Genomic DNA, 19675 nt, shown 5'->3' on the forward strand with positions numbered 1-19675 from the left:
CCCGCCGCGGCTCTCCCGAGGTTTGGGGAGGGCCGCGGCGTGCCAGGTAAGGGCCATGAACTCTGACGGATCCGTCCCGGCCGCCGCCTTCGCCCTCTCCCCCGAGGTGGCGGACGCGGTGGCCCGCCGCGCGCCCGTGGTGGCGCTGGAGTCCACGATCATCTCCCACGGCCTGCCCCGGCCGCGCAACCTCCAGGTCGCGCGGGAGCTGGAGCGGATCGTGCGGGACGCGGGCGCGGTCCCGGCCACCGTGGCCGTCCTCGACGGCGTGCCGCGGATCGGTCTGGACAAGGACCAGGTGGAGCGGGTCGCGGAGGATCCCGGGCTGCGCAAGCTGGGGTTCCGCGACCTGGCGCCGGCCGTCGCGTCGGGCGCGAGCGGTGCGACGACCGTGTCGGGCACCGCGTTCCTCGCCGCGCGGGCCGGCATCCGGGTGTTCGGCACGGGCGGCCTGGGCGGGGTGCACCGCGGCTGGACCACCGTGCAGGACGAGTCCGCGGACCTGGGCCTGCTGGCCAGGACCCGCATCACCGTGGTGTGCGCGGGCGTGAAGTCGATCCTCGACGTCCCGGCGACCCTGCAGCGCCTGGAGACGCTCGGCGTCGGCGTCCTGGGCTACGGCACCGGCCGCTTCCCCGGTTTCTACCTCACCGACTCCGGCGAGCCGGTCGACTGGACGGTGGGCACGCCCGAGGAGGTCGCCGCGGCCATGGCCGCGCAGGATGCCCTGGGCGGCCCGGAGTCGGCGCTGGTGGTGGCCAACCCGGTGGCGCCCGAGCGGCAGTTGGACCCGGAGTTGCACGACCGGGTGCTCGCCGAGGCGCTGTCCGCCGCGGAGCGGGACGGGGTCGCGGGCCAGGCCGTCACGCCGTTCCTGCTGGCGTATCTCACCGAGCACACCGCGGGCGCCTCGCTGGAGGCGAACCTCGCCGCGGTGCGCGGCAACGTGGAACTGGCGGCGGCGGTCGCCGTGCAGTGGTCGCGCCGCGCGGCATGACCGCCGTGACGGCCGCGGCGGCCGCGAACGGCGTGCCGGGCGCGGCGGGCGGGGCGCCCGGCCTGCTGGTGGTCGGCGACGTGGTCACCGACGTGGTGGCCCGCCACGCGGAGCCGCTCGCGCCGCACACCGACACCGCGGCCCGTATCGCGGTGCTGCCGGGCGGCGCGGGCGCCAACGTCGCGTGCTGGGCGGCGCGTTGCGGGGCGAGGGTCCGCCTGCTGGCCAGGGCGGGCGCGGACTCCGCGGACTGGCACCGCGCCGCGCTGCTGGCCGCCGGTGTCGAGCCGGCGCTGCGGGTCGACCCGGAGCTGCCGACCGCGGTCGTGGTGGCGCTGGTCGACGCGGCGGCCGAGCGGACGCTCGTCACCGACTCCGGGGCCGCGTTCCGGCTGGGCCCGGAGGACTGGGACGAGGACCTGCTGGACGGCAGTCCCGGTGGGCACGCCGGCGGCGGCGCCGTCGGACGGGTCCACCTGTCGGGGTACCTGTTCTTCTGCGCTCCCGGGCGGGAGTTGGCGACCGCGGTACGCAAGGCGGCGCTGGCCCGCGGGATTCCGGTGAGCGTCGACCCGGCCTCCGCGGGCTTCCTGCGCGGCCTCGGGACGGAGGCGTTCCTCGACGCGGTGCGCGGGGTGGACCTGCTGCTGCCGAACGCGGCGGAGGCGGCGCTGCTGTCCGGGCGGGACGAACCGGCGGCCGCGGCTGCGGAGTTGAGCGCCCGGATCGGCGGCGGCACCGTCGTGGTGACGCTGGGCGCCGGCGGCGCGCTGGCCGCCGAGGCCGGTGCGGTCACGGTGCGGTCCGCTGCCCCGCGGGCGGCGGCGGTGGACAGTACGGGCGCGGGCGACGCGTTCACCGGGGCCCTGCTGGCCGCCCGTCTCGCGGGCGCGGACCTGGCGGCGGCGCTCGACGCGGGGTGCCTGGCGGGGGCGCGGGCGGTCACGGTGGCGGGCGGCCGGCCGCCGCTGTCGCACGACGCGCCGCACACGGTGGTGTCGGCAGCCCGTCCGACGGCACCGGACGCCCTCCCCTGACCCGCGGTTCACACCCGCGCCCGCCCAGGTTGACGGAGAGTTTGGCGGAAAGTTTCATCTGATCGGTTCTTCGCGGCAGAAGGTTCCCTGAGCGGGGTGGGGCCGCTAGCGTGATCGCCGTTACGGCGGCGGGCCGCTGCGGTCGCGTCGCCGCGCCCCGATAACCAGGAGGTTCCCCATGCGTGCCGGAAACCGCCGCAGGCGGTCCGCTGTCCTGTTCTGCTCCACCGCCCTGCTCTGCGCGGCCGCCGCCCTGCCGGCCGCCGCGCAGGACCAGGCCACCGAGGCGGCACCGCCGCCGGTCGCGGTCCGCGCGATGACGTTCAACATCCGTGCGGGATCCGGCGAGGACGGCGTCTTCGACATCGCCAGGACCTCCGCCGCGATCGCCGCGCAGCACCCCGACGTCGTCGCCCTCGAAGAGGTCGACGTGCACTGGGGCGCCCGAAGCGACTGGCAGGACGAGGCCACGCGGATCGCCCGCGCGACCGGCATGCGGGTGTTCTTCGCGCCGATCTACAGCCTCGACCCGCCGCAGGCCGGGGCGCCCCGCGAGGAGTTCGGCGTCGCGCTGCTGTCCCGCCACCCGATCCTGTCCGCCGTCAACCACCAGCTGACCCGGCTCTCCACGCAGGTGGCGAACCCGGTGCCGGCGCCCGCGCCCGGCTTCCCGGAGATCGTCACCGAGATCGGCGGCGCCCTCGTGCACGTCTACGGCACGCACCTGGACTACCGCGCGGACCCGTCGGTGCGGCGCCTGCAGGTCGCCGACACCCTGAGGATCCTCGACGAGGACCACGGCGAGCAGCAGGTCCTGATGGGCGATCTCAACGCCACTCCGAACGCCCCGGAGCTCGCCCCGCTGCTGGACCGCCTGACCGACGCGTGGGCCGTCACGCACCCGGGCGACCCGGGCCTGACCTACCCGGCCGGGGTCCCCGCGGAGCGCATCGACTACGTGCTGGTCTCGCACGGTGTCGGCGTGCGCGGCGCGGCCGTGCCGGTGACCGAGGCGTCCGACCACCGCCCGGTGGTGGCCGACCTGACGGCGGCCCGCGGGCGCTGACCCCGCCGGGCCGCGCTCAGCACGCCGGCGCCCGGACCGTCAGATCGTGTCCCACGGTGCGGACGCGTACAACTCGCTGATCTTGGCGAGGAGTTCCGCGTCCGCGGGAAACGGCACGTCGTCGATGAGCGAGATCGGCGACGTGCCGCGCGAGTTGGCGAGGAAGGCGCCGTCGTACCCCGGGACGTCGGCGAGCCGCAGCGGCCGCCGGATCTGCGGAACCCCGGCAGCGTCGAGGAGTTCCTCCAGCACCTGGAGCGTCACACCGCGCAGGTGCGGCGCGGTGGGCCACACGACGGTGCTGCCGGCCACGAAGCCGATGTTGGTGACCGCGCCCTCGGCGATCTCGCCGCCCGGACCGGTGAGCAGTGCCTCGCCGAACCCCTCGGCCGCCACCCGCCGCAGGTGGTAGCCCTGCCCGAAGCCGCCGAGGTGCTTCAGGTGCGCGGCCGGACGCTGATACGGCACCGACTTCACGCGCATCGGGCCGGCCGGCGCGTGTCCCGGCGGCCGGACGCTGACCACGAGCGTCACCGGCGCGCCCCCGCCGTCGTCCGGCTGGTAGACGTGGACGCGCACGGAGGCGTCGGTGCGGCCGGAGGAGGACAGCGCGTGCGTGACGGCGGCGCGCACCCGCGCGCCGTCCAGCGCGGTGCCGAACAGCTCCCGGGTGGCGCCGTCGAGCCGGGCGAGGTGGAAGCGCAGGCCGCGCACCCGCCCGTCCCTGACCTGCATCGCGGTGAAGTGGCCGTACCCGGTGAGCACGGCGCCCAGGGCGTCGGCGGTCGCGGGCTCGCCGTCCGCCTCGACCAGCAGTTCGGGAGTGTCCGTCATGCCCGTCAGCCTAGGCGGGGTGTGCGGGCCGGGAGCGCGGCGGTGAGGTCCAACTCCACGAGCTGGCCGGTGAATCCGAGCCGGGTCACACCCAGCAGCGTGCTCGCGGTGCTGAACGCGGGCCCGAGATCGGTGGAGTTGAGGGCCTTCCAGACGAGGCCGAGCACTTGGGTGCTGTCGCTCGCCACGTAGACGACCGACCGCACGACGTCCTCCGGACGGGCGCCGACCGCGGCCAGCGCGATCAGGCTGTTGGCGGCGACCCGCCGGGCCTGCGCCTCGTGGTCGCCGGGCCCGACGAGGTTCCCCGCGGCGTCGAGCGGGCACTGCCCCGCCAGGTAGGCGGTCCGGCCGGCCTCCACCACGGTGATGTGGTGGTAGCCGGGCGTCGGATGCAGGCTGTGCGGGTTGACCCGCGTGATCCGGGGGCTCGCCGCGGCGTCCGCGGTCTCGGGGGGCTTCATGCCGGGGAGTCTGCCCCACCCGCGGCGGCCTTCCCATTCCTTTTCCCGCGGGCGGGACGCGGCCCCGGGCACGCGCGGGGCCGGGAACGAAAAAACGGTGCCGACCCGAGGGGTCGACACCGATCATGTACACAGAGTGTCCGAGGGGGGACTTGAACCCCCACGCCCAATAAGGGCACTAGCACCTCAAGCTAGCGCGTCTGCCATTCCGCCACCCGGACCGGGTACGACGCCGCGACCTGCGTGGTCGCGGTGACAGGAACAACGATACCAAGGATTCGGAGTGCTCCTCACCTCCATTGCGCGCGGGCGGGAACGCCGCAGGCGGGCCCCGCCGCGGCCTGCCGGCGGGCCCGCCTGGGGCGCCGCGGTCACGCCTAGTCGGCGATCCCGACGGCCCTCCGGATCATGCCCGGGTCCTCCAGCGCGCGCAGCATGCAGTGGGCCACGTCGGCACGGGCGACCGTCATGCCGCCCCTGACGTTGCACCCGTAGGCGGTGCGGTAGGCGCCGCTGAGCGGCCTGCCGGTGAGCCGGGGCGGGCGGACCGCGGTCCAGTCCAGCCCGCTGTCGCGCAGCACGTCCTCCATGACGGCCAGGTCCGCGTACTGCCGGCCGAACACCCGCCGCACCAGCGGCGTGGCCACGTAGCGCGTGAGCGGGGCCTCCCCGGGGTCGTGGCGGGGCGGGTTGGGGCGGCCCGGGGACGGCGTGACGGAGACCGGCGCCGCGCTGACCACGACGATCCGCCGCACGCCCGCGGCCTGCATCGCCGCGGTGATCGCGCGGGTGCCGGCGGCCGTGATGCCGATGTCGGCGCGGGAGCGGGGGCCGAGCGCGGACAGCACCGCGTCCGCGCCCTCGACCGCCGTCCGCAGCGCGGCCGGGTCCGGTGCGGCCAGGTCGGCGGCCACCGACGGCACGTCCCGGGTGAGGTGGGCGGGGTGCCGGGCCACGGCGGTGACGTCGTGGCCGGCGGTGAGGGCCTGCTCCAGCAGGTGCGTGCCGATGCCTCCGGTGGCGGCGAAGATCGTCAGCTTCATCGGTCGCTCCTCGTGTCCGTGGCGTCGCCGCGTGCGGTCCCTACGGGATCAACGCGGAGGTCCGCCCGCGGTTGCGGGAGCGGTCGCCGGGCGTTCCGGGCCCGGCTCACGGCCGGCGGTGTCGCGAGGCCGCCGGGTCCGGGCGTTCCGGGCCTGCGGCAGCGGAGGCTCGCGGGAGGCGTCAGGCCGCGGGCCCGTCCTGCCGCGGTCGGGCGGCGATCGCACGGTGGTGGCGGACCACCTCGTCGATGATGAAGTTCAGGAACTTCTCGGCGAACGCGGGGTCCAGCCGGGCGTCCGTGGCAAGCCGCCGCAGCCGCGCGATCTGGTCGGCCTCCCGGGCCGGGTCGGCGGGCGGGAGGTGGTGGGCGGCCTTGAGCTCACCGACCTGCTGGGTGCACTTGAAGCGCTCCGCCAGCAGGTGGACCAGTGCCGCGTCGAGGTTGTCGATGCTGCCGCGCAGGGCCCGCAGCTGCTCCAGTGCGGCCTCGTCGCCCACCAGAGTGTTCTCGGCGGTCGGCTGGTCGTTCATCTCGGTCTGCCATCCTGGTCGGTCCGTGGTGCTCCCATGCGCTGCCGGCTTCACCCTATGACACCCTGCACGAAGGGGCCGAGCGCGCCCGAAGGGCGGACACCGCGGGCCGGACGGGCACAGCGACGGGACTGATGGGCATGGGACGGGTCACCGAACGGCGCCGGGTACTGCGCATCAGGAACGGCGCCACGGGGTACCGCGCGGACACGCTGGTGGCCGAGGAGCCGATGGAGATTCGGCTCAACGGCCGGCCGCTGGCGATCACCATGCGCACGCCCGGCGACGACTTCGCGCTCGCCACGGGGTTCCTGGTGAGCGAGGGCGTGCTGGCCTCCGCCGACGAGGTCGCCAACGTCGTGTACTGCGCGGGCGCCACCGCCGACGGCGGCAACACCTACAACGTCGTGGACGTGACGCTCGCGCCCGGCGTGCCGCTGCCGGACATCGCGCTGGAACGCAACGTCTACACCTCCTCCTCCTGCGGGCTGTGCGGGAAGGCGAGCCTGGACGCGGTGCGCACCGCGACCCGCATGCCGCCCGGCGACCCGCTGGCGCCGCGGCTGACCCCGGAGTTGCTCGCCGCCCTGCCCGACCGGCTGCGGGCCGCGCAGGAGGTCTTCGACCGCACCGGCGGGCTGCACGCGGCGGCCCTGTTCACCGGCGACGGCGACCTGGTCGACGTGCGCGAGGACGTGGGCCGGCACAACGCGGTGGACAAGCTGGTGGGCCGCGCGCTGACCGAGGGCCGGCTGCCGCTGCACGACCTGATCCTCATGGTCTCGGGGCGGGCCTCCTTCGAGCTGGTGCAGAAGGCGGTGATGGCCGGCATCCAGGTGCTGGCCGCGGTGTCCGCGCCGTCCTCGCTGGCCGTCGACCTGGCGGCGGAGTCGGGTCTGACGCTGGTGGGATTCCTGCGGGGCGACTCCATGAACGTGTACGCGGGCGCGGACCGTTTCGCACGGGCGGCCGAACAGGCACACTGACGTCCGAATCCCCCGGCGGGCAACGCCGCCGGCGGCCGGCCGTGCCAAACCCTGCGGGAGCCCTGCGTGTTCGCCCTGAGTGCCGTCCTGACCGCCCTGCTGCTCCTGGAGGTCGTCCCGTCCGCGATCGCCGCACTGACCCGGTTCGGGCCGGGCGTGGAACGCCTGGACGGCCTGACCCGGCTCGGGCTGGTGGAGGGGCGCCGCCGCTGGGTGCCGCCGGTGGTGGGCGCGGGGCACACGCTCGCCACGGTGGCGCTGCTGGCCGGCATCTGGCACCCGGCCCTGGGGGTCGCGGGCGCGGCCGCCGAGGTCCTGTTCTTCGGCTGGGTGCTGACCCGTCAGCTGCGGTTCGGCGACCGCGGCAGGGAGCTGTTCGCCTACGGCCTCTTCACGTCGTGGTCGGCGGCGGTGCTGCTGGTGGCCGCGGTCCGGCTGTGAGCGCCGGGACCGCGGCCGGAACGGCGGCCGGGGCCCGCGCCCCGGCCCGAGCCGGTTCGCGGGCGGTCAGCGTCCGACGGACCCGTCGTGCAGCTCGCGCAGGATGTCGGCGTGGCCGGCGTGCCGCCCGGTCTCCTCGATCATGTGGACCAGCACCCAGCGCATGGTGGGCGGCGGGGTGCTGCGCAGCGAGCGCGCGCCGGGCCGCTCCAGGTCGTCGCACGCCTCGATGACGGCGTTGGCGCGGGCGATCGCGTCGCTGTAGGCGGCGACCAGCTGTTCGCGGGTCTCGCCGCCGGACTGCGGCTCGTCCTCCCACGGGGGCCCGTCGTGGCCCTCGTAGGCCCACACGAACCAGTTGAGCTCGACCGCGGTCAGGTGCCTCAGCAGCCAGAACAGGCTGGTGCCCGACGGCACGAGCGGCGTGTCCGCGGCGTCGTCGGGGACGCCCTCGGTCTTCCGGACCACCGACTCGCGCAGGTAGTCGAGGAAGGTGAGCAGGGTGCGCTTCTCGCCGTCCGCCGACTCAGGCGGGCGCAGGTCGCGCTGCCTGTCCCGGCTCCCGCCGGCCGGCGGCATCGTTGTCTCGGTCATCGGGCCACGCTATCGGGGGCGGTGGTTGCCGCGCCCAGCGCTTGGCGAGCACCGCGCAGACCATCAGCTGCATCTGGTGGAAGAGCATCAGCGGCAGCACCGCGAGTCCCGCGTGGGCGCCGAACAGCACCGCGGCCATGGGCAGTCCGGAGGCGAGGCTCTTCTTCGAGCCGGCGAACACGATGGTGATCCGGTCGGCGCGGCCGAAGCCCAGACGGCGGGCGCCGAACCCGGTGAGGGTGAGCATGGCGGCGAGCAGCAGGGCCTCGGCGGCGAGCAGGCCGGCCAGCCGCGGCAGGGACACCTGGTGCCAGATGCCCTCGGCCATGCCGGCACTGAAGGCGGCGTAGACCACGAGCAGGATCGAGCCGCGGTCGACGTATCCGAGCAGCCGCCGGTGCCGGGCCAGGCGCGGGGCGGTCCAGCGGCGCAGGAGCTGCCCGGCGAGGAACGGCGCGAGCAGCTGCGCGGCGATGCCGATCACGGCGTGGCCGTCGATGCCGGCGCTGCCGCCGATCACCAGGGCCGCCAGCAGCGGGGTGACGACGATGCCGGCCAGGCTGGAGAAGGAGCCGGCGCACACCGCGGCGGCGACGTTGCCGCGGGCGATCGAGGTGAACGCGATCGACGACTGGATCGTGGACGGCAGCAGGCACAGGAACAGGAACCCGGTGTACAGCTGCGGGGAGAGCACGTACGGCACGAGGCCGCGGGCGGCCAGGCCCAGCAGGGGGAACACCGCGAACGTGGCGGCGAGGACGGTCAGGTGCAGCCGCCAGTGGCGGAGGCCGTCCATCGCCTCGCGGGTCGACAGCCGTGTCCCGTACAGGAAGAACAGCAGGGCGACGGCGCCGTTCGCGGCCGTGCCGGCGACGTGCGCGCCGCCGCCCGTGGCCGGCAGCAGCGCGGCGAGCAGCACGGTGCCCAGCAGGGCCGCGATGTACGGGTCGACGGGCAGGCGGGCGAGGAGCGCGCGGGGACGGGGCACGGCTCCAGCATGCGCGCGGCACGGTGATCGGGAAAGGCGCTGGCCGCACTGACTGCCATCACGATGCGCGATGACCGGCTAGGCTGGCGGCGTGTTCGACCCGGTGCAGTTGCGCAGCTTCCTGACCGTCGCCCAGACGCTGAGTTTCACCCAGGCCGCCCACCGGCTGGGCCTGCGGCAGTCCACGGTCAGCCAGCACGTGCGGCGGCTGGAGGAGGCCGCGGGCGTGCGGCTGTTCGCGCGGGACACCCACAGCGTGGACCTCACCGAGGACGGGGAGGCGATGCTCGGCTTCGCCCGCACGATCCTGGAGGCCAACGAGCGGGCCGCCGGCTTCTTCACCGGGACCCGGCCGCGCGGCCGGGTGCGGTTCGGCGTCTCAGAGGACTTCGTGCTGACCCGCCTGCCGGAGATCCTGGAGGGTTTCCGCCGCGAACACCCCGAGGTGGAGCTGGAGTTGACCGTGGAGCTGTCCGGCACCCTGCACCAGCGGCTGGCGGCCGGGCAGCTCGACCTGTGCCTGGCCAAACGGTACGGCGCCGACGGTCCGGGCCGGCTGGTGTGGCGGGACAAGCTGGTGTGGATCGGCAGCGAGCGGCTGCGGCTGGACCCGCAGCGGCCGGTTCCGCTGATCGCCTTCCCGGCGCCGGGCATCACCCGGGCCCGCGCGCTGGACGTGCTGGAGCGCCACGGCCGCAGCTGGCGGGTGGCGTGCACCAGCGCCTCGCTCAGCGGCCTGGTCGCCGCGGCCCGCGCCGGCCTCGGCGTGATGGCCCATGCGCAGGGACTGATCCCGGCGGGACTGGTCCGGCTGCCCGCGCGGGCGGCCGCGCTGCCCGAACTCGGCGGCGTGGACTTCGTGCTGCTGCACGGCCGCCGGCGGTCCCCGGCCCAGCCCGCCGCGGACGCGCTCGCGGCCGCGATCCTGGCAGGCGGGGACCGGTTGCACCGCTCTCTGTGATCCGTCCGTGCGGGCGCGCAAACGGCCCGGAAGGGCCCTCGCGGACCCCCTCCGGATGCCCGTTCGAGCGCGGGACGGGTGGGGCGAAGGGGACAGGTGGGGTCCGAGAGGATGGAGCGACCGTGACCGGCCCGGGCAGATTTGGTGGAGATCACCCCCGCCGGGCGCCCCCAGCGGGCTGGCCAGGGCCGACCGCGTTCCCCCTACTCATGCGTAACCATGCGCCGACCTGGGCATATACCGATTCGAGCGGCCCGCGTCTCGGCTCTCCCGCTTCCTGTGAGGATCGGGTAGCTTACGGGCCCGCACCGTGCGGTCCTAGGAGAACAACCGTTGCGCCAGTACACCGTCCCCCCGTTGGTCACCACGCCGCAGGCGGGAGGCTTGGCGGATGCCGTCTTCGGCAACGCCCAGAGCCACCCCGGCCATGTGGTGCTCGGGCGTGCGGACGGCCAGGGCGGATGGCTCGACGTGACCGCCGTCGAGTTCCGCGACCAGGTCGTCGCCGTCGCCAAGGGTCTGCTCGCGGAGGGCATCAGATTCGGCGACCGCGTCGCGCTCATGAGCCGCACCCGCTACGAGTGGACGCTCTTCGACTTCGCCCTGTGGGCGATCGGCGCGCAGTCCGTGCCGATCTACCCCACGTCCTCGTCGGACCAGGTGCGGTGGATGCTGCACGACTCCGGCGCGGTCGCGGCGATCGTCGAGCACGAGGACCACGCGATGACGATCGGCGCCACCGTCGACGAACTGCCGCGGCTGACCCGCCTGTGGCAGCTCGACTCCGACTGCGTGGCCGAACTGACGCACGCCGGGCGGCTGCTCGGCGACGACGTGGTGGAGCGCCACCGCCTCGCGGTGACCCCGGACGCGATCGCCACGATCATCTACACCTCGGGCACCACCGGCCGGCCCAAGGGCTGCGTGCTCACCCACGCCAACTTCATGGCGGAGTGCGACAACGTGGTGGCCCGCTGGGAGCCGGTGTTCGCCAACAAGCCCAACGAGGTGCCGTCCACGCTGCTGTTCCTGCCGCTCGCCCACGTCTTCGGGCGCATGGTGGAGGTGGCCTGCATCCGGCACCGCATCCGGCTCGGCCACCAGCCGAGCATGGCCGCCGCCGAGCTGATACCCGATCTCGCCGCGTTCCGGCCGACGTTCGTGCTGGCCGTGCCGTACGTCTTCGAGAAGGTCTTCCAGGCCGCCCGCCGCAAGGCCGAACTGGGCGGCAAACTCGGCCCGTTCGAGAAGGCCGTGGAGATCGCGGTGCGCTACGCGGAGGCCGTCGAGTCCAAGGCGTTCGGCCTGGGCCCCGGCCCGAGCGCGGGCCTGCGGATGCAGCACCAGATCTACGACAAGCTCGTCTACAGCAAGGTGCGGGACGCGCTCGGCGGGCGGGTCAGGCACGGCATCTCCGGCGGCTCGGCGATGGAGCGCCGGCTGGGGCTGTTCTTCGCCGGCGCGGGCGTCACCATCTACGAGGGCTACGGGCTCACGGAGACGTCCGCCGCGGCCACCGCGAACCCGCCGGAGCAGACCCGGTTCGGGACCGTCGGCCAGCCGGTGCCGGGCACCACGGTGCTGATCGCCGAGGACGGCGAGATCTGGCTGCACGGCGGCCAGGTCTTCGGCGGCTACCTCAACAACGAGAAGGCCACCGAGGAAGTGCTCCGCGAGGGCTGGCTGGCCACCGGGGACATCGGCACGCTCGACGACGACGGCTACCTGACCATCACCGGGCGCAAGAAGGAGATCCTGGTGACCAGCGGCGGCAAGAGCGTGTCGCCGGTGGCCCTTGAGGACAAGGTCCGGGGGCATCCGCTGGTCGCCCAGTGCGTGGCGGTCGGCAACAACCGCCCCTACGTGGCCGCACTGGTCACCCTCGACCCGGACGCGGTCACGCACTGGCTGACGATGCGCGGCAAGCCGCAGCTGTCCGCGGTCGACCTGGTCCACGACACCGAGCTGGAGCAGGAGATCCGGCGGGCGGTGGTGGCCGCCAACACGCTGGTCTCGCAGGCGGAGTCGATCCGCACGTTCCGGATACTGGCCGCGCAGTTCTCCGAGGAGCGCGGCACGCTGACCCCGTCGATGAAGCTGAAGCGGCGGGTCATCGAGACCGTGTACGCCCGGGAGATCGAGGCCCTGTACGGGCCCTGACGCCCGCCCCCGCGTGGAAGGCGGTGCTCAGGGCTCCTCGGCACACAGGTCGGCCAGCGGCAGCTCGTCCGCGCCGCCGGGCCGGAACGCGTACGCGGGCCCGGCCGCCCACTGGCCGCCGTCGAACCGCAGGGTCCGCAGCGCCAGTGCGTGCGCGCCGCCCTCGCGGGCCACGAACAGCTCGTTGTAGCCGTTGCGTTCGTCGGTCTCGCTGCTGGCCAGGGCCGGCGCCCCGGCGATCCGCATGGTCCACGGCGGCTCCGCCCCCAGCAAACGCTCGGCGGCGCCGAACGCCAGGTGCGTGTGCCCGTGCAGGATCAGCGCGGTGCCGGACCCGGCCAGCGCCCGCTTGGCCTGCCCGGCGTTGACGACGCCGGAGTACGGGGCGACCTCCACCGCGGGCACCGGCGACAGCGGGTGGTGCAGGGCCGCGACGGTGACATAGCCGGGCTGTGCGGCCAGGCGGTCCAGCACGCCGCGGGCCACCACCCCCGGGTCCACCCGCTCGAAGTCGTGCACCACGGCGGCCACCGCGTCCTCGTCGCGCCGCTCGTCGTCGGCGGCGGCCAGGTACGCCTCCTGTGCGGCCCGCAGCCGCTCCCGGTCCTCGTCGCGGGCCGCCTCCCCGCCGGACTCCGCGCTCCCCAGCAGCGCGAACCGCAGCCCGACCGCGGGGTAGGAGACGTACAGCCTGCGCGCCGCCGGGTCTCCGAGGTGCAGGTCGGGATGCGGGTAGCCGGCGAAGTGGTCCGCGAACCACGCGTGCCTGCGCTGCGGTGAGGGGTCGAGCGCCAGGTCCCACGACACGTCGTGGTTGCCGCCGACCAGCACGATCCGCGGATCGTCCGCGGCCAGGTCCTGGTGCGGGGCGAGCAGCCCGGCCAGTTCCGCCAGCCAGTCCCGGGCCAGCGCCCCGTACGCGTCGTGCGGCCGGTTGACCAGGTCGCCGGTGACGACCACCAGGTGCGGGGCGCGGCCGTGCGCGCGCAACTGGCGTACGTGGTCGAGGTAGCTGTCCATCGGGGTGCCGGCGCCGGCGATCGCGGCGATCTTCCGGCCGGCCGCGCTGCCGTCCTTGGCGTCGACGTTGGCGTTGAGCCGGCCGCCGTGGTGGAGGTCGGACACGTGGTGGACGCGCAGCACCTCGGGCAGGTGCCGGGCCAGCACCGGGTCGTCGGCGAGCCGTTCCTCGCCGCGCAGTTCGCCGGTGCCCTCGGGCACCTCCAGGCCGGCCGCCCGCCAGCGTCCGGCGCGCAGGGCCGCGCGGTGCGGGGCGCCGAGCCCGTCGTGGAACCACTGCTCGACGTACTGGTGGTCGTGCAGCGCGTGCTGGGCCGCCGCGGCCAGCAGCTCCTCCGGGCGGTCGCGCAGGCCGGGCATCTCCTCGCCCATTCCCAGGGCGAGTTCGAGCAGGTACGGGGTCGTCAGCCAGGACGGCTCCCGCTCCCGGACGAGCTCCGTCAGGGCCGGCGCCCACTCCGGCGCGCGCGCCGCCATCCTGGCCTGCTCGGCCGCGTCGAGGAGCGGCGGCCGCAGCACGTCCTTGGGCACGTCGGGGCCCAGGTGCCGGGCCAGCAGGGCGTGTTCGGCCGGAGTCGCGAACACCACCGGCACCGCGCCCTGCTCCTTGGCCTGGACGAGGCCCTCGGCCAGCACGGCGGGATCGGTCGCGCGGGCGCCGAGCGCCGGCTCGTCCACGATGAGCATCTGCCCCTGCGTCAGCGGCAGCGGGGTGGGCCCGCCGGTCAGCCCGTCCAGGCAGCGCTTGCGGACCTGGGCGGGGAACCGCAGGTCGACCAGGAGCGTGCTGCCCTCGGCGCGCGCGTGGGCGATGCCCTTGGCCAGCCAGCTCTTCCCCGCTCTGCGCGGCATCACCACCAGCCAGGCGGGACTGTTCGGCGCCTGCCCGCGGACCAGCCGGTCGACCCAGCCGGGCACGGGCAACCCGTCGACGAGCCTGATGTCCAGCTCGCGCTGGTACGACCGGCTGGCCGAGAACACCGTCATGCAGGTAACTCCTCGTCACGCAGCGAGATCTCGTTCCTGGCGATCCAGGCGAGGAAGGGCGGGTCGTCGGACCACCGTTCGCCGGGCAGCAGCAGGCCCACCTCGCGCAGGTCCTGCCGCTGCGTCGGGGACGCGTCGCGCGGCTGCTCGCCGGGCCGGGCCAGCAGCGCGGCCCGGCCGGCCGCGCCGATCTCCGCCCAGCGCGACTGGAAGTGGTGGGCCCAGTCGTCCAGCAGCCGCCGGTCGACGAGGGCCTGCAGCGCCGCCGGGCTGTTCAGCGGCTGCAGGTCGTTGGCCTGCACGGCGCGCACCACGCCGTCGCCGACGGCCTGCAGGTAGAACGGCCAGGTGCCGACGAGGTCCACGATGCGGGTGGCGGCGGTGTCGCGGCCCAGGTTCACACCGAGGTTCGCGGCGGTGCCGGTCAGGAAGTCCAGGGCGGCGTCGCGGTCCAGGGGGCCCAGGGCCCGGCGGCCGATGTCGTTGCCGAAGCTGGACCCGGGCAGGGTCAGCGCCCAGCGCACGACGGACAGCCAGTCCTTCTCCGTGCCCGTGTACATCAGCCAGGCACCGGCCTGCCCGAGGTCGCGCAGCCACGAGACGGCGGCGGGCCCGTAGCTGGCGAGCCGGCCGACCTCGTCGAGCAGGAACACCAGCCGGTCGGCGCCGGTGCCCGACGACGCCTTGTCCAGCAGGGCCTCGGCGGGGTGGGCCGTGCCGCGCAGGTCGCGCAGCAGGATCGACGCCAGCGCGTCGGGGCTCTCCACCGACGAGTTGGGCTCGGGCACCACCAGCTTGTGCACCGCGCGGAACCCGTCGGCCTGCAGCCGGCGCTGCAACTCCTCCAGCACCCAGGTCTTCCCGGCCCGGCGCGGTCCGAGCAGCGCGGTGGAGGCACCGGTGCCGCAGCGGTCGCGCAGCCAGGCCAGCACGTCCTCGCGGCCCACCGGGCGGCCCTTGCCCGCGCCGACCCGGAACTGGTCGGCGGCCCTGGGCGCGTCCTCGATCCGGAACGGCCGCCGCGACTCGGGGACGCCGGCGTCCCGCTCGCGGAGCCGGGTGGCGAGCGTGCCGAGCGCGTCCGCCTGCCCGCGCCGGGTGGGGTCGCCGTCGAGCAGCGCGACCTGGGTCTCGGTGAAGCTGTCGGCGTGGAAGGCCCGGCCGGGGGTGATGCTCGCGGGCACCAGACGCGGGTTGATCCCCGCGAGGAGGTAGTCGTCCTCGGAGGCGAGGCCGAGGGCCAACTGCTCCTGGAAGCGCGATGTCATCGGCCGTGTCAGCAGGGCGCGTTCGCCGGTGACGACGACCCGCACGCCGACGCCCGGCCCCTCGCGGAGCAGGCCGGTCAGCTCGGCGGCGAAGTCGGTGTGGTCGGCGTCCAGGGCCGCGAACGCCTCCCAGCGGTCCAGCAGCACCACCAGGTAGGGCAGCCGCTGGTCCGCGGGCATGGCCTGGCGCTGCGCGGCCACGTCCCGGAAGCCGCCGGTGGCCAGGATCTCCTTGCGCAGGAAGACCGTCGCGGTGAGCCGGCCGAGGAGCCGGCTGATCAGGTCGGGGCGGCGGGGGGTGACGACCACGCCGCAGTGCGGCAGTCCGGCGAGCGCCAGCAGGCCGCCGTCGCCGCAGTCGATGCCGTAGAGGTGGACGTCCGCGGTGCTGTTCTGGCGGGCGACGGCGGCCGCGAAGGTCCGCAGGAACTGCGACCTGCCGCTGCCGCGGGTCCCCGCCACGGACAGCGAGCCGGTGCGCGCCAGGTCGAACACCGCGCACTGCCGGGCGGGTTCGTCCGGCACGTCCTGGATCCCGTAGGCGACCGGCGGCACGTCGGAGCCCCACGCGTCGGGCGGCCGCACCTCGGCGAGGGTGACGGTCTCGGCGAGCGGCGGCGGCAGCGGCCCGGCGGGCACCTCGATGCCGAGGGCGGCCGTCGCGTCCTGCACCGCCGTCACGAGGGCGTCGAGCGGGCTGCCGAAGTCCAGTCCCTCCAACCGCCCGCGGTGCGGCGGAAGTTCACCGCTCGGGCCCATCTCGCGGACCTCGATCCGCGGTGCCCCGAGCCCGCCGGCCGCACTGACCTGGGCGAGCTGGACCTCGTCGAGCCGGCCGGAACCGGCCCGCACGAAGGCCCGCCCCGGGGTGGAGCGGCCGATGTGCGCGGCGTCCGCGGAACCGAGGATCTGCAGGCTCTCCTGCTCCTGGGCGGCACGCAGCCCGATCCGCAGGTTGGTGTTGACCAGCACGTCCCCGGTCGCCACCCGGCCGGCCTGCTGGGTGGCCAGCACCAGGTGGATCCCGAGGCTGCGGCCGCGCCGCGCCGTGTCGAGCAGGCCGTTCACCAGGTCGGGGGCCTCGCGCGAGAGCGCGGCGAACTCGTCGACGACGAACACCAGCCGCGGCATCGGCGGGAGGCGGGGGTTCCTGCGGCGCCGGTCCTGGTAGGCCTCCAGGTCCTTGACCTCCGCGGAGGCCAGCGCGCGCCCCCGGGAGCGCAGCAGCAGGCCCAGCCGGATGATGATGCGGGCGCTCTGCCGGGCGTCGAAGTCGGTGAGCAGCGCGGTCACGTGCGGAAGTTCGGCGAGCCGGCTGATCTCCGGGCCGCCGCCCTTGTGGTCCATGAGGACGACCGTCAGCTCGTCGGGGCGGTTCGCCACGGCCAGCGACGCCACCCAGGTCAGCAGGAACTCCGACTTGCCGGAGCCGAGCGCACCGGAGACCAGCGCGTGCGGGCCGTCCCTGCGCAGGTCGATGCTGTACGGCCCGCGGGTTCCCAGGCCCACCGGCACCGACGTGGTGTGCGGCACCGCACGCCACTGCTCGGCGATCCGGTCGGCGGACACCGCGTCCAGGTCGAGGATCTCGGTCAGCGCGCTCTGCCGCAGCGCCCGCCTGCGGTCCTCCGCGTCCTTGTCGCGCAGCGGCGCCAGTGACCGCGCCAGGCGCTCGAAGTACGGCCAGGGCACCAGGTCGAGGAGCACGGGCCACGACCGGCCGTCCGGTGTGCGGACCTGTCCCATCCCGGTGTCGTCGGCCAGGACGACGGTCCGGCACTCCGGCGGCAGGTGCTCCGGGTCCTCGGCCACCCACACGACGTGCACGCCGACCTGCGGGCCCTTGCGCACCAGCCGGGTCATCGCGTCGGTGGGCCCGGACCGCGGGCACTCCACGATCAGCAGCACCTCGGGGGCGCCCCGGCCCGGCCCGTGCCACGTCCCGTCCCGTTCCTCGACCATCTCCTCGAACGCCTTGAGCGCCGCGCGGCCGCCCCGCCGGTCGAGCTGGGCGAGGACCCGCGGCGGTTCGTCGACGTCGAGCGGGGTGGCGGAGCGCGGCAGCCAGCGCAGCCAGCGCCACTCCCCCGCCGACTCCTTGTCGGTGAGCACCCGCACCACCACGTCGTGCGGGCGGTGCAGCGCCGCGACCTGGGCGGCGAACCACGCGGCGATCCGCCGCGGCAGCCCGCCGGAGCCGACGAGCCCGATCGCGCCCAGCTCCCGCAGCGGCAGCTCCGCGACCGGCGTGACGTCGCCGACGGGGGCCGTGGCGACGCCGCCGTGCGCGGTGACCAGGCGGTTGGTGCCGTCCCAGTCGCGCGGCGGCACCTCGATGTCGAGACCGCAGCGCAGCGTCAGGAACGCGCGGGACCGCGGGTCGCGTTCCCAGACGCGGTTGCTGCGGCGGGTCACCAGCGACAGCACCTCGGCGGCGTCCGGCAGCGCCTGCCGGGACTGCGCGGCGGCCTGGACCAGCGGCAGGCGCTCCGCCCGGCGGGCGCTCTCCGCGGCCATCCTCCGCCGGGTGGACGGGCGGTTGTACCAGCGGACGGGAACGCGGTCGACGAAGGGCCGCGACGCGGGGCGCGGCGTGTGTTCGTGCGAGAGGTCGAACACCGTGGTGCCGGCGACGCCCATTCCGGTGGTGCTCGTCCCGGCTTTGGGCACCTCGCAGAACTCCAGGCAGAGGTTGCCCATCGTGAGCATCGTGCCGTCCGGCCACTCGCGGGCCCAGCTGGACATCTTGACGGGCTCGCCGTCGATCACCGCGAACTTCTTGCGGTCGGTGGACAGGCTGGGCCGCGTGGCTCCGGCGAACATCAGCATGTCCCAGCCGGCGGTCTCGGCGCGGCCGGCCAGCAGTTCCCCGGTCTTGCGCATCTCCTTGCGGGTGAAGGTGTGGATGGTGCCGGCGCCGGGTCCGGCCACGATCCGCAGTTCGTAGTCGCCGGCCGCGGGTTCGTCGTCGGGCGGCACCACGCCGAAGCCGACGCGCACCCCGTCGCGCAGCGGGGAGTCCCCGAGCGTCATGGAAGCGGGCAGCGGTCCGCGGGCCGTGAACAGCGGTGTCAGGGGTTCCGCGCCGGCCTCGTCCCCGGGCTCCGCGACCGCCGCGGCGCCGGGCTCCGCACCCTGCGGGAGCACGCGGTCGCTGCCGCCGTTCCGGGGTGCGGGCGGCAGGGCGTTGAGCGTCACGGTGGCCATGCCGAGCCGGACGACCTGCCCGCCGGCCTGGCCCGGATCGTCGCCGTCGGCCGGGTCGTCCGCCGCGGCCGCCGGCGGCTCGCCCCAGCGCACGGCGAAGCGCCGGGCCAGCTCCGCCATCGACGTGGTCTCCGGGGCGTCGAGGTCGATGTCGTGCTCGGTGCCGTCGTGGAGGAGGACGGTCAGCAGGCGGCCCATCATGCCCCCGGGGTACGTTCGGCGGCCGGCAGGGCGCCGCCCTGATCGTGGAGTTGGCGGGTGGAGGCGCTGAACTCGGCCTGCCACTCGGCGGTCTCCGACTCGACGTGCGACCGTACGGCCGTCACCAGGCGGGCGATGAGCGCCAACTGCCGCTCCACCTCCTCCGGTTCCAGGGGCTGCCCGGGCTCGGCGACGGCTCCGGCCGGTCCGGCGCGCAGCACGTCCGCGGCCCATTCCAGCCGGACGGCGTTGAGTTCGGCGCGCAGCGCGTGCGCGACGCCGATGTCCCGCATCCAGGTGGAGGAGAGGCCGAAGAAGTGGTCGAAGGCCTTGCAGCCGGCGGCCGCCGCCAGCAGGACGTAGCCCCAGCCCTGGCCGGAGCCGCCCGCCGCGGCCGTACCGAGCGGCACCGCCGTACCGGCCACGGCGAAGCCGATCGCCAGCCCCTGCAGCAGCCGCGAACCGAGGCGCTTGCGCCGCTTGTCGCGCAGGTACCAGTCCATGGCGTCCTCGGCGCTCTGCTCGGCCCAGGCACGCAGCCGTGCCAGCGCCTCGCGCTGCGCGGCCGGGCTGTCCGCGCTGATCCGCGGGAACGGCCGCAGCTCCAGGTCCCTGAGCGCACGCCCCTGCCGCGGTACGGCGGACGGCATGCCGCCGCTCCCCGTCCCGGTCGCCGTGGGCGCGGCTCTCCTGGTCCCGGTCGCCGCCGCCCCGTCGTCCCGGCCTGCCATCGGACCGCCCCCCTCGTGCCGAAACCGCAGCCGAGGCTATCGGCTCCCCCGGCCCCCCGGCAGCCGAAGTACCGGCTTCGCGCCACCAGTTGGGGCGCCGAGGGGCGCACGCCCGGAGCACGAGGTCCCGCGCCGGCCGCCCCGCGGGCCCGGCGCTC

16 protein-coding genes and 1 tRNA gene are annotated in these 19675 nt (G+C 75.2%); 7 read left to right on the top strand and 10 right to left on the bottom strand.

Annotated elements, in window-relative coordinates:
- The first annotated feature begins 55 nt into the window (after positions 1-55).
- The 3 genes from BMW99_RS15335 to BMW99_RS15345 all read left to right on the top strand — a co-directional run bounded on the left by BMW99_RS15335 (position 56) and on the right by BMW99_RS15345 (position 3100).
- Positions 56-997, top strand: coding sequence for a pseudouridine-5'-phosphate glycosidase (locus tag BMW99_RS15335; protein WP_075016971.1), 942 nt, complete (start codon positions 56-58; stop codon positions 995-997).
- Positions 994-2034, top strand: a complete 1041-nt coding sequence (locus BMW99_RS15340) for a carbohydrate kinase family protein (protein WP_079176070.1) — start codon at positions 994-996, stop codon at positions 2032-2034. Before BMW99_RS15335 ends, BMW99_RS15340 begins: the two co-directional genes overlap by 4 nt.
- Positions 2035-2212: 178 nt before the next feature.
- On the top strand, positions 2213-3100 hold the full coding sequence (locus tag BMW99_RS15345; protein WP_069467089.1) for an endonuclease/exonuclease/phosphatase family protein: 888 nt from the start codon (positions 2213-2215) through the stop codon (positions 3098-3100).
- A 39-nt stretch (positions 3101-3139) separates the two neighbouring features.
- Here the strand turns inward: BMW99_RS15345 and BMW99_RS15350 are convergent, their stop codons facing one another.
- From BMW99_RS15350 to BMW99_RS15370, 5 genes are all read right to left on the bottom strand, one after another.
- Positions 3140-3934: an aminotransferase class IV gene (locus BMW99_RS15350; protein ID WP_069467088.1), complete on the bottom strand. Its 795-nt coding sequence runs from the start codon at positions 3932-3934 to the stop codon at positions 3140-3142.
- A gap of 5 nt (positions 3935-3939) precedes the next feature.
- A complete protein-coding gene (locus BMW99_RS15355) occupies positions 3940-4398 on the bottom strand; it encodes a RidA family protein (RefSeq protein ID WP_069467087.1) in 459 nt (152 codons plus the stop codon).
- A gap of 137 nt (positions 4399-4535) precedes the next feature.
- Positions 4536-4619: transfer RNA gene (locus BMW99_RS15360), tRNA-Leu, on the bottom strand.
- Between the two features lie 156 nt (positions 4620-4775).
- Positions 4776-5441: an NAD(P)-dependent oxidoreductase gene (locus BMW99_RS15365; protein ID WP_075016973.1), complete on the bottom strand. Its 666-nt coding sequence runs from the start codon at positions 5439-5441 to the stop codon at positions 4776-4778.
- Between the two features lie 181 nt (positions 5442-5622).
- Complete coding sequence (locus BMW99_RS15370; RefSeq protein ID WP_075016974.1) at positions 5623-5973, bottom strand: chorismate mutase; 351 nt, start codon at positions 5971-5973, stop codon at positions 5623-5625.
- 140 nt (positions 5974-6113) lie between these two features.
- Between BMW99_RS15370 and fdhD the strand changes: the two genes are divergently transcribed.
- Both fdhD and BMW99_RS15380 read left to right on the top strand, forming a co-directional pair.
- Positions 6114-6959, top strand: a complete 846-nt coding sequence (gene fdhD, locus BMW99_RS15375; protein WP_075017018.1) for a formate dehydrogenase accessory sulfurtransferase FdhD — start codon at positions 6114-6116, stop codon at positions 6957-6959.
- A 66-nt stretch (positions 6960-7025) separates the two neighbouring features.
- Positions 7026-7400, top strand: coding sequence for a hypothetical protein (locus BMW99_RS15380; protein ID WP_069461957.1), 375 nt, complete (start codon positions 7026-7028; stop codon positions 7398-7400).
- Positions 7401-7466: 66 nt separating this feature from the next.
- On the opposite strand, the gene BMW99_RS15385 is transcribed toward BMW99_RS15380, so the two are convergent.
- Both BMW99_RS15385 and BMW99_RS15390 read right to left on the bottom strand, forming a co-directional pair.
- Positions 7467-7994 carry a DinB family protein gene (locus BMW99_RS15385; protein WP_245791473.1) on the bottom strand — a complete coding sequence of 176 codons (528 nt, stop codon included), beginning with the start codon at positions 7992-7994 and terminating at the stop codon, positions 7467-7469.
- Positions 7927-8982, bottom strand: coding sequence for a bile acid:sodium symporter family protein (locus BMW99_RS15390; protein ID WP_069461955.1), 1056 nt, complete (start codon positions 8980-8982; stop codon positions 7927-7929). Before BMW99_RS15390 ends, BMW99_RS15385 begins: the two co-directional genes overlap by 68 nt.
- A gap of 91 nt (positions 8983-9073) precedes the next feature.
- Between BMW99_RS15390 and BMW99_RS15395 the strand changes: the two genes are divergently transcribed.
- On the top strand, positions 9074-9943 hold the full coding sequence (locus BMW99_RS15395; RefSeq protein ID WP_069461954.1) for a LysR family transcriptional regulator: 870 nt from the start codon (positions 9074-9076) through the stop codon (positions 9941-9943).
- Between the two features lie 333 nt (positions 9944-10276).
- Positions 10277-12103 (top strand): AMP-dependent synthetase/ligase, encoded by a 1827-nt coding sequence (locus tag BMW99_RS15400; RefSeq protein ID WP_069461953.1) that lies wholly within the window; start codon positions 10277-10279, stop codon positions 12101-12103.
- A gap of 27 nt (positions 12104-12130) precedes the next feature.
- Here the strand turns inward: BMW99_RS15400 and BMW99_RS15405 are convergent, their stop codons facing one another.
- From BMW99_RS15405 to BMW99_RS15415, 3 genes are read right to left on the bottom strand one after another with little or no spacing between them, the layout of a single operon-like run.
- Complete coding sequence (locus BMW99_RS15405; RefSeq protein ID WP_069461952.1) at positions 12131-14110, bottom strand: metallophosphoesterase family protein; 1980 nt, start codon at positions 14108-14110, stop codon at positions 12131-12133.
- The gene (locus BMW99_RS15410) at positions 14107-18786 is read right to left on the bottom strand and encodes an FtsK/SpoIIIE domain-containing protein (RefSeq protein WP_143080537.1); all 4680 of its coding nucleotides are present in this window, start codon (positions 18784-18786) and stop codon (positions 14107-14109) included. The genes BMW99_RS15405 and BMW99_RS15410 overlap by 4 nt, the downstream gene beginning before the upstream one ends.
- Entirely contained in the window at positions 18783-19436 is a 654-nt protein-coding gene (locus BMW99_RS15415; protein WP_107451821.1) for an SLATT domain-containing protein, read from the bottom strand. The genes BMW99_RS15410 and BMW99_RS15415 overlap by 4 nt, the downstream gene beginning before the upstream one ends.
- Positions 19437-19675 lie beyond the last annotated feature (239 nt).

The organism is Actinacidiphila rubida (assembly GCF_900110255.1).
Taxonomy (GTDB): Bacteria; Actinomycetota; Actinomycetes; order Streptomycetales; family Streptomycetaceae; genus Actinacidiphila; species Actinacidiphila rubida.